The 11,852-nt window shown below is 37.1% G+C and carries 16 protein-coding genes; 7 read left to right on the forward strand and 9 right to left on the reverse strand.

Features of this window, described 5'->3' with window-relative positions; genetic code table 11:
* Nucleotides 1-57 precede the first annotated feature (57 nt).
* A complete protein-coding gene (locus ACK1U5_RS23730) occupies nt 58-1,041 on the reverse strand; it encodes a M23 family metallopeptidase (protein WP_000944665.1) in 984 nt (327 codons plus the stop codon).
* 189 nt (nt 1,042-1,230) lie between these two features.
* Between ACK1U5_RS23730 and lipA the strand changes: the two genes are divergently transcribed.
* Nucleotides 1,231-2,127: a lipoyl synthase gene (gene lipA / locus ACK1U5_RS23735; RefSeq protein WP_000166372.1), complete on the forward strand. Its 897-nt coding sequence runs from the start codon at nt 1,231-1,233 to the stop codon at nt 2,125-2,127.
* Nucleotides 2,128-2,147: 20 nt separating this feature from the next.
* On the opposite strand, the gene ACK1U5_RS23740 is transcribed toward lipA, so the two are convergent.
* Both ACK1U5_RS23740 and ACK1U5_RS23745 read right to left on the reverse strand, forming a co-directional pair.
* Nucleotides 2,148-2,627 (reverse strand): YbaK/EbsC family protein, encoded by a 480-nt coding sequence (locus ACK1U5_RS23740; protein WP_000272747.1) that lies wholly within the window; start codon nt 2,625-2,627, stop codon nt 2,148-2,150.
* A gap of 74 nt (nt 2,628-2,701) precedes the next feature.
* Nucleotides 2,702-3,256 carry a histidine phosphatase family protein gene (locus ACK1U5_RS23745; protein ID WP_000721050.1) on the reverse strand — a complete coding sequence of 185 codons (555 nt, stop codon included), beginning with the start codon at nt 3,254-3,256 and terminating at the stop codon, nt 2,702-2,704.
* Nucleotides 3,257-3,390: 134 nt separating this feature from the next.
* Here ACK1U5_RS23745 and ACK1U5_RS23750 point away from each other — a divergent pair, with 134 nt between their 5' ends.
* Nucleotides 3,391-3,825: a hypothetical protein gene (locus tag ACK1U5_RS23750; RefSeq protein WP_113710566.1), complete on the forward strand. Its 435-nt coding sequence runs from the start codon at nt 3,391-3,393 to the stop codon at nt 3,823-3,825.
* Nucleotides 3,826-3,855: 30 nt separating this feature from the next.
* Here the strand turns inward: ACK1U5_RS23750 and ACK1U5_RS23755 are convergent, their stop codons facing one another.
* Nucleotides 3,856-4,671 (reverse strand): YhfC family intramembrane metalloprotease, encoded by an 816-nt coding sequence (locus tag ACK1U5_RS23755; protein WP_113710567.1) that lies wholly within the window; start codon nt 4,669-4,671, stop codon nt 3,856-3,858.
* A 100-nt stretch (nt 4,672-4,771) separates the two neighbouring features.
* On the opposite strand from ACK1U5_RS23755, the gene ACK1U5_RS23760 reads away from it, so the two are divergent.
* Nucleotides 4,772-5,506 carry a MerR family transcriptional regulator gene (locus ACK1U5_RS23760; RefSeq protein ID WP_113710568.1) on the forward strand — a complete coding sequence of 245 codons (735 nt, stop codon included), beginning with the start codon at nt 4,772-4,774 and terminating at the stop codon, nt 5,504-5,506.
* 34 nt (nt 5,507-5,540) lie between these two features.
* Here ACK1U5_RS23760 and ACK1U5_RS23765 read toward each other — a convergent pair whose 3' ends face one another.
* Entirely contained in the window at nt 5,541-6,119 is a 579-nt protein-coding gene (locus ACK1U5_RS23765) for a YhcN/YlaJ family sporulation lipoprotein (protein WP_000744038.1), read from the reverse strand.
* A 118-nt stretch (nt 6,120-6,237) separates the two neighbouring features.
* Between ACK1U5_RS23765 and ACK1U5_RS23770 the strand changes: the two genes are divergently transcribed.
* Nucleotides 6,238-6,540: a YutD family protein gene (locus ACK1U5_RS23770; RefSeq protein ID WP_000435943.1), complete on the forward strand. Its 303-nt coding sequence runs from the start codon at nt 6,238-6,240 to the stop codon at nt 6,538-6,540.
* A gap of 36 nt (nt 6,541-6,576) precedes the next feature.
* Here the strand turns inward: ACK1U5_RS23770 and ACK1U5_RS23775 are convergent, their stop codons facing one another.
* The 3 genes from ACK1U5_RS23775 to glpX form a co-directional block, all read right to left on the reverse strand.
* A complete protein-coding gene (locus ACK1U5_RS23775; protein ID WP_113710569.1) occupies nt 6,577-7,074 on the reverse strand; it encodes a cytoplasmic protein in 498 nt (165 codons plus the stop codon).
* A gap of 370 nt (nt 7,075-7,444) precedes the next feature.
* On the reverse strand, nt 7,445-7,711 hold the full coding sequence (locus tag ACK1U5_RS23780) for a DUF3055 domain-containing protein (protein WP_000392606.1): 267 nt from the start codon (nt 7,709-7,711) through the stop codon (nt 7,445-7,447).
* A 16-nt stretch (nt 7,712-7,727) separates the two neighbouring features.
* Nucleotides 7,728-8,699: a class II fructose-bisphosphatase gene (glpX, locus tag ACK1U5_RS23785; RefSeq protein ID WP_000439090.1), complete on the reverse strand. Its 972-nt coding sequence runs from the start codon at nt 8,697-8,699 to the stop codon at nt 7,728-7,730.
* Nucleotides 8,700-8,846: 147 nt separating this feature from the next.
* Between glpX and ACK1U5_RS23790 the strand changes: the two genes are divergently transcribed.
* The 3 genes from ACK1U5_RS23790 (at nt 8,847) to ACK1U5_RS23800 (ending at nt 10,874) form a co-directional block, all read left to right on the forward strand.
* Nucleotides 8,847-9,287 carry a DUF86 domain-containing protein gene (locus tag ACK1U5_RS23790; RefSeq protein ID WP_000273999.1) on the forward strand — a complete coding sequence of 147 codons (441 nt, stop codon included), beginning with the start codon at nt 8,847-8,849 and terminating at the stop codon, nt 9,285-9,287.
* A gap of 80 nt (nt 9,288-9,367) precedes the next feature.
* Nucleotides 9,368-10,000, forward strand: a complete 633-nt coding sequence (locus tag ACK1U5_RS23795; protein ID WP_000503350.1) for a helix-turn-helix transcriptional regulator — start codon at nt 9,368-9,370, stop codon at nt 9,998-10,000.
* Between the two features lie 109 nt (nt 10,001-10,109).
* The gene (locus ACK1U5_RS23800) at nt 10,110-10,874 is read left to right on the forward strand and encodes a TIGR01457 family HAD-type hydrolase (protein ID WP_113710570.1); all 765 of its coding nucleotides are present in this window, start codon (nt 10,110-10,112) and stop codon (nt 10,872-10,874) included.
* Between the two features lie 225 nt (nt 10,875-11,099).
* Here the strand turns inward: ACK1U5_RS23800 and ACK1U5_RS23805 are convergent, their stop codons facing one another.
* Complete coding sequence (locus ACK1U5_RS23805; RefSeq protein ID WP_000683436.1) at nt 11,100-11,681, reverse strand: NAD(P)H-dependent oxidoreductase; 582 nt, start codon at nt 11,679-11,681, stop codon at nt 11,100-11,102.
* Nucleotides 11,682-11,852 lie beyond the last annotated feature (171 nt).

Raw genomic sequence — 11,852 nt, forward strand, 5'->3', positions numbered from 1 at the left:
ACTCGGCTCAGTCAGGCTTTTACTGGATAAAAAATAACCGTAGCAATGCAGCTACGGTTATCGTTTTGTATTTGCTCGTTCTTTGCGCTCCCAAAGGCTTAAATGCATGTATGGATCGAAGGCCCATTCTGTATAGCCATTGTCTTTATACATGCCAAAATGTAAGTGGGGCGGAAATTTTCCGGCTGTACCAGGAGGTCCATAACCAGTGCTACCAACAAATCCGATTACTTTCCCTGGCTCAACAATTTGTCCAAGCTGTATTTCTTTTGAAAACCCGCCTAAATGAGCGTAATAATGGTAATTGTTATGAAGGTCGCGAATACCAATGCGCCATCCACCAAGGCGGTTCCAACCTTTCGTTTCAATAATGCCATAGCAAGTCGATCTTACTGGCACGCCATATCCGGCAAAAATATCGGTTCCTTCATGAATCCTTCTGCCGCCAAAACTTCTTCCAGCGCCGAAAGTACTACGGTAGCTATGGTCACTACGGATCGGAAGAGGAAAAGCATTTCCTTCTAAATTAATACGTCCATAATGTTTATAAATTTGGGCGTATTCGCTAATTAAATCAACTGTTTTGGCACGTCTATAATATTCCCAGAGCATAATTTTAATACGGTCTTCTGATGTTCCTTGTTTCCTTAAAATAGTCGCTGCGGTATGCAGAAGATCACGGTCGCTATTTGCATTTGCAAATCCATCTTTGTCACCATCTAAACCTATTCCGCCAAATAGAGAAATTGTATGGGGAAGAGTATCGTTACTATTAATAGGTCCAGCCCATATTTCTGGTTTGAAATAAAGGGAAATGATGGCATCTGGTTTTTTCGGAATATCTTTTCTTACGCTCCGTATATTTCTTTCATATTGATCCATTGCAGCTAAGTAATACCATGGAATGCCTGAAGACTGCTCGGTTTCTTTATATAGTGCCATGCGCTTTTCGTATATGCTTTGCTGATTATCTTCACCGTAAGCGATGTTTTGGTGGAGAAGAAAACAAATAGAAAGCAAAAGAGAAATTTTTCGAAGCATGAAATAGACTCCTTTCACAACATCACTCTTTTTAGTGTGGGATATACGGAGTATTTCATTATAGGGAACGATTGGAAAAAATCTTAGAATCTTCATTTGAGCAAATCGCTTTCATACGTTAGAATAGATATGTTACATTGAAAGAAGCGAACACGGTAAACTATTTCATATTGTGCGGAGTTGATAACCATGACAAAACAAACAGAATATAAGCGCAAGCCCGAATGGTTGAAAATTAAGTTAAACACGAATGAAAACTATACAGGCTTAAAGAAAATGATGCGTTCTAAAAATCTTCATACAGTTTGTGAGGAAGCAAAATGTCCGAATATTCATGAATGCTGGGCTGTAAGAAAAACAGCAACATTTATGATTTTAGGTGCGGTTTGTACACGTGCTTGTCGTTTTTGTGCGGTTAAAACAGGCTTACCAACTGAGCTTGATTTACAAGAACCAGAACGCGTGGCAGATTCAGTAGTACAAATGGGCTTAAAGCACGTTGTTATAACAGCGGTTGCACGTGATGATTTAAAGGACGGGGGAGCAGCTGTTTTTGCTGAAACAGTACGAGCAGTACGTCGTAAAAACCCATTCACGTCTATCGAAGTATTACCATCTGATATGGGTGGAGTAGAAGAAAACTTAAAAATGTTAATGGATGCAAAACCAGATATTTTAAACCATAACATTGAAACAGTACGTCGATTATCTGACCGAGTTCGCGCTAGAGCAAAATATGAACGTTCATTAGAGTTTTTACGTCGAGCGAAAGAAATGCAGCCTGATATTCCAACTAAATCGAGCATTATGGTGGGCTTAGGTGAAACGAGAGAAGATTTAATTGAAGCAATGGATGACTTACGTGCAAACAATGTGGATATTTTAACTCTTGGGCAATACCTACAACCATCTAAGAAGCACTTACCAGTTCTTAAATATTACCCACCAGCAGAATTTGCAGAGCTTAAAGAAATTGCACTTAGCAAAGGATTTAGCCACTGTGAAGCTGGCCCACTTGTGCGTTCTTCTTACCATGCGGACGAGCAAGTACGTTCTGCAAAAGAAAAAACAGCAGAAGCTAAATAATGAAAAAAGAGAGCTAACGATTAGCTCTCTTTTTGTTTATACTCTAAAACGGTATTTGGACATGTTAATAAAATCTTTTTTAATTCTTCTGTGGATAATTCAATTGTAAATTCAGGTACACCAGGTGTAATTAAAATTTTATCGTACGTATAAATAGCGTTATCCACAATAATTGTTACATCGTGTGAATATCCGAAAGGAGCCACACATCCCGGCGTACAACCAGTTTTGTCTCGCAGTTCATCAGGAGAACAGAGAGATAAGCGTTCTCCTGTTAGTTCTTTCATCTCTCCCCGGTTGAGCCTTGTGCCCTCTAACGTAAAAAATACGTAATAATCTCCAGACTTTGATTTTAAAAATAAGCTTTTACTTGGAGTGCCTTGTAAGCCGAGTCTCTCACGTACAATCCGATCTGTCTCATAATCGAGTACTGGTTCGTGTTCAAATTTTTCATAAGAAACATTTGTTTTATGTAGTAGAGCAAGTACATCTTCGTACATATGGAGTGATACCCCTTTCTATTATTAGTACAGTTTCTTCTCGTGGCGTCAACTGAATGTTTTGGAAAGGGATATTACTTAGACGATGCTTCCCATAAGCGTTTTATGATACATTGTTCGTCGATTGTAATTTCGTAAATATCAGGATTCGTTAAAGTTCTCCATTCATTAAAGCCAATCGTATGATTAAAATGCTTTAAAATGAGCGTAAGTAAATTGCCATGTGTAACAAGTAGTGTTGTTGTATGGTTTAATTGTAAAACGTCTTGAATAAGCGATATGGCACGGTCTGTTGCTTGTTTTGTTGACTCTCCGCCTGAAAAGGCAATATCTATATTTGTAAAAGTAGATTCTAGTTTTTGCATCCAATCATCCATTGGAACGTTGCTCAATATGCGTTCAGTTAATCGTTCATCTTCTTGGATAGATAAGTTAGCTTGGAGCGCATAGGGCCGAATGGAATCGATAGCTCGGACAAATGGGCTTGAAATAATATGATCGATTTGTAGATGATTTTCTAAGAGGAATGTAGCAAGGGTATTTGCTTGGTCTTTTCCATCGGTCGTTAATTCAGCATCACGTTTTTGCCCAGTTGCTGAACAATGTCGTATTACAATAATTTTCTTCATAATTTATCCCCATCTTTCAAGTTGACGCTATATACTTCGACAAATGTGGAAATAATTCCTTTTTCTTGTAAAACGGCATATGGATTTAAATATGTGGAAAAGTAATGTGGATAATGAACATTTGAGGTGCAATCATGAATAAAATGATATGTATTGTAGTTAGTCTTTGTTTTTTAATACACTTGTCCACAACTTGTGCAGAGTCGAATCAAAAAGTAAATTATCCAAGCAATCGAAATAAGTCATTTGTGAGTGAGGATATTTTTTATAAACAGTTAGATAAGAAAATCTATAAAGAATACAATAATGCAGCATATAGTGTTCGAAAAAAAATCTTATTTAAAGAAGTGCCCGATGAAGAATTTTCTTTCCTACAAAAAACAGCCGTGGGTTGTCGGAGTAGTGTGATGCTTCAAGATTTTTTTGTTCATCCTGATCGCCAAGTTTATTTTTTTGCTTCCTTTTCTCAAAATGAAGTAGAAGAGTTTCATAAATATATCGTTATAGATGCAGAAACAAAGAGGGAGCTGCAAGAAGGAAAAAGCTATCATCATTGCGACAATCCATAAAAAATAAACCACCGATTGGTGGTTTATTTTTTACTCCAGTACACTCATTAATTTCGCTTTCATTTTGCGAATAAGAACGACAGCGCCAATTGTACAAAGAAGTGTAATTCCTTCTGCAACGAAGATATTGATTGTTTTTGTTTGGTAAAGTGCCGCGAAAAAGTCTACAAATGCGTGGAATAGTATAGCGTATACTATGAAGATATATTTCTTCTGTTTTACTGCGTATAAAACAAGCATTGTAAAGGCAATTTGAAGCACGAGCGCCATAATTCTTTCTAAGCTACCAAGGAAGTATAAGTAGGCAGGTTGCTGAATTAACATGTCCTGTAAAATGCTCAGCTCGGGTTTTTGTTCAATCAGTCGAGCGAAGCTACCATCGTTAATAGAATTAGCAAAGATTAATGCTTGTAATGCAGAAAAACCGCCAATTAAAATAGATTCAATTCCGCCGTGACCAATTCCATAAGCGAAGCCATCTTTATATTCTAGATATTTTTTTAGTAAGAAGAAGAAGGCAACGAAGCGTCCTAATTCTTCAAAAATACCAGCAGTCAATCCGCCATAAATTGCGAAGACAAACGGATTTTCTAAAAATGGAGCGATTGTTGGATTACCGCGCATAAATAGGTGGAATGGTGTTTCAAGAATTTGAGTAAATCCGATAAAGATAAGAACACCAATGCCGACTACTTTCCAATTCATATTATATTTTTTACGGAAATAAACGAGTACAATAATTGGGACCAGAATCGAGACAATGAGTTGAAAGATGATGCTGGCAATTACAGTATTTGAAACCATACTTTCACCGCTTTCTAATATATGTACATAACTATTATGCATCAAATATAGGAGAGATGAAACTTTTTAAGATAAAATGAATTTACTTATTGACTCTAACGTTGCGTCATACTTTATCGTATGTACTAAGGGGGAGATACAAATGACAATGAGAGTAAAAGAAGTAGCTGATTTAGTTGGAATTAGTGTGCGCACACTGCATCATTACGATGAAATTGGGTTGTTAACCCCGGACGAGACGACAGAGTCTGGATATCGTCTGTATTCCAATGAAAATTTAGAGACATTGCAGCAAATTTTGTTTTTTAAAGAACTAGGCTTCCCTTTGAAAAAGATTAAAGAGATTATCATGAGTCCATCATTTGATCGCGAAGAGGCACTACAGCTTCATAAGAAAATGCTTCTTGAAAAGCGTGCTAGATTAGATAAAGTGATTGCGACAATTGATAAAACAATTCAGCATACAAAAGGAGAGATTGAAATGACGAACAAAGAGAAATTTGAAGGATTCGATTTCAGCCATAACCCATATGAAGAAGAAGCACGTGAAAAATGGGGAGATGCAGCTGTAGATAAAGCGAACGAATATGCAAAAGGTATGTCAAAAGAGAACCAAGAGGAGTTTAATGCTATTTATAGAAATTTAGCAGCGCTTAGACACGGAGCACCAGATTCTAAAGAGGCACAAGAAGCAATTGGAGTGTGGTACGATTACTTGCAAAACTTCGGTGCATATTCATTAGATGCTTTTAAAGGACTCGGTCAAATGTACGTCGCTGATGAGCGCTTCACGAAAAATATCGATAAGTTTGGTGAGGGATTAGCGCAATTTATGTGTGATGCGATGGAGGTTTATGCGAATCGTAATAAAAAATAAAAAGTAAAACAGGTGGAGATTTTCTCCACCTGTTTTACTTTTTAATCATATCATTCAAAGTCTGATCTCCCGTATTGTTCAAATGAGGATTTTTACTCATTTCACGTTTTAGCATATCGAGGCTTTGCGTATATTCTGTATCATTTAATGCGCCAGATTGAAGACCTTGAATTTGGGAAATCAACTTTTGGTCTGTTGATACATATGCTTTATAATAGCGAGGGACGATGGACAAAGCAGCTCTATATACTTGATCCGCTACGAGTTTTGGATCCGTTGTGTTTGCACGGTATACAACAAATACTTCATCATCGGTAACGAGCGTAGCAGCGTTTGTAACGTCAGGAAGTTTGACTGTCATGCTTGTAATCATTTCAGCGACTTTCTCACGGTTAATGGCCCCTACTTGTTTGTTAGACACTTCATGCTTTTGTTTAGATGAATAACCGACTCTCGTTAATCGTGTATTTGTATTTTCCGTATGATACATGTCGTTTTTGTTGGAAACAAGAACACGGCTTCCTTCTTCACGTTCCATTTCGGCTTTATTCGTTGATTGGCAGCCTGCAAATAAGGAAAGAGTGAGGAGAGAGAGTATAATTTGTTTTTTCACGATGTATCACCTCCTTCTCCATAGCATGCACTAATTTTCAATTTTTTGTATTTGAAATTGTTGGTTGTTATGCTTTGTGATACGATAAAAAGAAGAATGCTTAGAGAGGAAGTTAATGATGGAGCAAAAGCAAGAGATTCATGCTACGGTGAGCATTAATAATGTTCAGTACGAAGTAATTAAAAACTTTCGTGACGGTTTTAGTGAAGAAGCATTTAAAGAGCGCTATGCAGAAATTTTAAATAAATATGATTATATCGTTGGAGACTGGGGATATGAGCAACTTAGACTGCGCGGATTCTTTGATGATAGTAACCAACGTGCGACATATGATACGAAAATTAGTACGTTAACGGAGTATTTATACGAGTACTGTAACTTCGGTTGTGCACACTTCGTATTGCGAAAAGTGAAGAAATAAAAAAATCCTCTTACGATTGTAAGAGGATTTTTTGCATTATAAACAAATCGAGATATAATCTCCTTCAGATAGTATTGTATTTGGCTTCATTTGTTGTCCATTCAATTGAATATTCCCATTTTTAATTTTATCCACAATGCGTGTACGGCTCCAGTCGGAAATATATGTGGATAAGGCTTTATCGATGCGGTGGGAACCGAAAACGATGTCTAATACGATCGTGATTTTAGCTATGCCGTTTTCTTTATGTTGCATAATGGAAATAGTAGTAGTTGTTTCGGCTTGATCTTGCTGCGTCATATCGACTGTTTCAACGTGATCAGTAAATGATTTATAAATACGCAGTTTTTGATTCCACGTATGATCTTTCGGACATTTATAAATGGCAAAGCGGTATATGTTTTTTCCGTTGGCGTTATGCCTACGAATATTTGTGTCGGTAAATAGGGTAGTGCGTCTGCAATTTTTACAATACTTTTCGATTGTGTTTTGTTCATTTTCATATAAACTCCAAGAAAGTTGTACTTTCTGCATTTTCCTTCACCTCTTATAGTAGTGGCAAAGGAACGTAATACAGCTATTTGGATGTCTTGTAGTATGAAGACATGAGAAAAAGACAAAAATAAAAGGAGGTTCCCTTAGGAACCTCCGTAAACATCATACTACAGATGCGTTACGTTCCTTTGTAATGGGAATGGGCAGACTACTCCCTTGAAAAAGCGTGGTGCTTTTTTGAGAGTAATGCTATCCAATTGCTGGTCCATTACAAAGTAAATGTTGGCATACGTAGATAACGTCCTTTCTATCCAAATAGATTTATTCTTAATTATAACATATTAGTTTGAAAATTAAAAATAATTACAATGAAAAAACACCAGCTAAAATAGCTGGTGCATACGATAAATTATATAAGTTCAAATAAAAATGAGCGTAATTCTTCTGCAATTTCTTCAGTCATAGAAAATGCGTGCTCTAAGTAGCCTGGTTCGTTTAAATCGTCAGCACCGATGATTGCAAATTTATTGCGTTGCATATCAAGGACAATTGTTTTACCGTAATGACGATCGGAGTATAATAGCGCTAAATCGTGACGCTCATTTTCTCCCATAAAGCTAACGAAACGAGTTTTTGTAGCGACAGTATCGTCGTACAGAAAGAAACGTTCTTCCATACACATGGCTCCTTTATTAAATATCTAAGTTTAAGTGTGGTTTATGATCTAAATGGTGATGCGTTTTAATGAATCGTACTGTTCTTGTTTTGTAACGCATTACGATAGAGTATGTTTCAGCTAAATCTCCACCAAGGAATTTAACACCGTCTAATAACTCACCAGCAGATACACCAGTTGCTGAGAAGATTGCATCATCCCCAGATACTAAGTCATCTAACATAAGAAGTTGACGAGGATCTTCTAATCCCATTTCACGACAACGAGCTTCTTCTTCTTCGTTCATTGGAACTAAACGAGCTTGCATTTCACCTTCAAGGCATTTTAATGCTGCTGCAGAAATAACACCTTCTGGAGCTCCGCCAATACCTACGAATAAGTCGATACCCGTTCCAGGTAGTGCTGTTGCGATTGACGCACCAACATCACCGTCACCAAATAATTTTACGCGTGCACCTTTTGCACGAACACGGTCAATAATATCTTGATGACGTTCACGTTCTTGAACGATAACTGTTAGATCGCGAATCTTTTTATTGTTAGCTTCTGCTACAATTTCAATTGTTTTTTCAATTGGATCATCTAAGCTAATTTTACCAGCTGCTTTTGGACCAACCGCGATTTTTTCCATGTACATATCAGGAGCATGAAGAAGGTTCCCTTTGTCTGCGATTGCAATAACTGCCATTGCATTTGCAAGACCTTTTGCAACGATGTTTGTACCTTCTAATGGATCAACGGCGATGTCTACTTCTGGACCGTTACCTGTTCCTAGTTCTTCACCAATATACAACATCGGTGCTTCATCAAGTTCTCCTTCACCAATTACAACTGTACCTGCCATGTTTACTGAATCGAACATATCACGCATTGCTGTAGTTGCTGCATCATCTGCTTCATTTTTCTTTCCGCGGCCCATCCACTGTGCGGATGCTAAGGCTGCTGCTTCTGTTACACGGACAATTTCTAGTGCGAGTTCACGTTCCAAGATTCCATTCCTCCAATTTCAAAAATCATACAAATATAACTATAACAAATAACGGAGAAAAGGTGAATTCGAAAAATTGTCGATTTTTTCAGAAGAAAGCGTTACAATTAAAATGTAAATGCTTTAATTTCCAGGTAGGTGACATTCATGTATTTTGTAGACAGAAAGAAAATAGAACAAATGCTAGTATGTTTAGAACGAGCAACAAGTACATTTCAAGAGAAAAAGATATATGAAACCGAGTTTGAATTTTACGCATTAGAGCGCATAGCCCATCTTATTATTGATTGTGTATTAGATGCCGGGAATGCGATGATTGATGGATTTATTATGCGCGATCCAGGAAGCTATGAAGATATTATTGATATTTTAATGGACGAGCGAGTGATAAGTGAAGAAGATGGACAAGGGATGAAAGAAATTATCCTTCTTCGAAAAATGCTTACGCAAGACTATATTCAAATGAATCATGATGAATTATATAAGACGATTCAAAAACATATTGCAGTGGTAGAAAAATACCCAGCAAATATTCGCAGTTATTTAGAAAAGGAATTAGGACCTGTATCTGCATTTGTACCAGAATAATTATGCTTATAAGATCCCCAGAGAATGCCTTTTGGGGATCTTATATTGTATGTGAGAAAGAAAAGGGAGAAGGGTGAAGTATGGGGGAAGCACGTACGACAAAAGACGAAATTGTACAATTGTTGAAAGTAAAGGGAGAGCACACGGTAGCTGAACTAGCTGACGTTTTAGAGATTACAGAAATGGCGATCCGAAGACATTTAAGTAATCTTGAGAAAGACGGACTTATTTATTCTAAGATGGTAAGGCAACATGTCGGAAGACCAACTTATTTGTATGGATTAAGTGAAAAGGGAGAAGATACATTCCCGAAAGAGTATAAGCAATTTGCGATTGATATGCTAGAAGATTTAGCTCGAATGGGTGATGAAAAAATACTTCGTTACGTTTTAAAAGAGAGAACGAAGCGAATGGAAGAACAGTTACAAAAGAGAGTGAGTAATCAAAAGAATTTAGCATATAAAGTGCAAGAGATAGCAGCTATGCAAGAGAAAAACGGTTATATGGTTCAAATAAAGAGAGATGGAGAGAATTCTTTCGTAATTGAAAAACAAAACTGTCCGTTAAAGGAAATTGCAGAGAGATTCCCGCAAGTATGTAAAGATGAAAAAGAGATGTATAAGCGTTTATTTGCAGGAGCAGATGTAAAGACGTTAGCAAATATGTGTGAGGGCGATTGTAGTTGTTCTTACCAAGTAAAAGAGAAAAAATGAACGTTATGGGGCGCTTTTAGGTAAAGCGTTTTTTTCTTTGGAAAAAGCGGGTAATATAAGAGTGGTATGATAAGGTGAGAACGTTAGCATAGAAGGAGAGACATAATCAATGTATAAAGGTTACTTAATTGACTTAGACGGTACGATGTATCGCGGGGAAGAACAAATTGAAGAGGCAAGCGACTTCGTAAAAGCATTAGGAGAGCGCGGCATTCCTTATTTATTCGTTACGAATAACTCAACGCGTAAACCAGAACAAGTGGCAGAAAAACTTGTTCGTTTCGATATTCCAGCGAAAGCAGAGCAAGTATTCACAACGAGTATGGCGACTGCGAACTTCATTTATGAACGTAAACAAGACGCAACTGTATATATGATTGGTGAAGAAGGCTTACACGATGCACTTGTGGAAAAAGGATTTGAACTTGTGGATGAAAATCCTGATTTCGTTGTTGTTGGTTTAGATCGTGACATCACATATGAAAAGTTAGCAAAAGCGTGTCTTGCTGTGCGTAACGGCGCAACGTTTATTTCCACAAATGGAGACATTGCCATTCCGACTGAGCGCGGATTATTACCAGGTAACGGCTCATTAACATCAGTTGTAGCAGTATCAACAGGTGTGGATCCAATCTTTATCGGAAAACCAGAATCAATCATTATGGAACAAGCTTTAAAAGTACTTGGCATAGAAAAAAATGAAGCATTAATGGTTGGGGATAACTACGATACAGACATTTTAGCAGGAATAAATGCTGGCATGCATACCCTTCTTGTCCACACTGGAGTCACAAATGTGGAGAAGTTAACAGAATATGAAGTACAACCAACGCAAGTTGTTCATAACTTGACGGAGTGGATTGAGAAGATGTAATGAAGAAAGCTGTTCCAAACTTTGGAACAGCTTTTTTTCTAATATTTGCGGGCAGCCCGATTGGTGTAGGCTAACATTCAGTTGTGACTAGTGTCGATTTTTGTCGGTAAGTCGATATATTTGAAAAATCGCCGATATAATCTGAGTTGCGCCGATATATTTAGAAAATCGCTGATATATTTAGAAAATCGCTGATATATTTAGAAAATCACTGATATAATTTTATTAAAAAGCACGATTCACAACGTCTTTAACCTCTTCAAGATATTGTTTACGCACACTGTCATCCACAGAAGGAACACTTGTATAGAATGTATGCTCAATTGTTTCAATGCCTGTAAATTCAAAAATACCAACATCCGCTGTTTTCTTCATTGCATCAAACATGCCGCCTGCTGTGTATGCCTCTTTCGTATTACCCATTGTAGATAATAACAATCCTTTTTTACCGCTTAATAACTTTTCAATACCGTTTTCACCGTAAGCATAAGCAAATCCATGGCTAAACACACGGTCAACGTATCCTTTTAAAATAGCAGGAAGTCCCGCCCACCAAACTGGATAAATAAATGTAATGCTGTCAGCCCAAGAGATATGTTCTTGTTCTTCTTTAATATCTTCTGGTGTATTTCCTTTAGAAAATGAGATGAAATCGGAAGCGCCTAATACTGGATTAAAGTTTAATTCGTATAGATCGCGAACGCGTACTTCGTGACCTTTTCCTTCTAATTCACTTTTTACCGTTTCTAAAATCGCATGGTTGAAGCTTTCTGTATTCGGGTGTGCATAAACGATTACATGTTTCATTTTTCTTCCTCCTATTTGTGGATATGTGAATAGTTATTTGTATATCTGTAACTATTATGGTTACTACCTTTATAGAAGTCAAGTAATACATATGTATGTATAAAAAGACGCCCGAAAATCGCCTTTTTATACCCCGCTCATACAAAGTACAAAAAAGACAAATAAAATAAT

It is taken from the genome of Bacillus sp. XB1, from assembly GCF_053557995.1.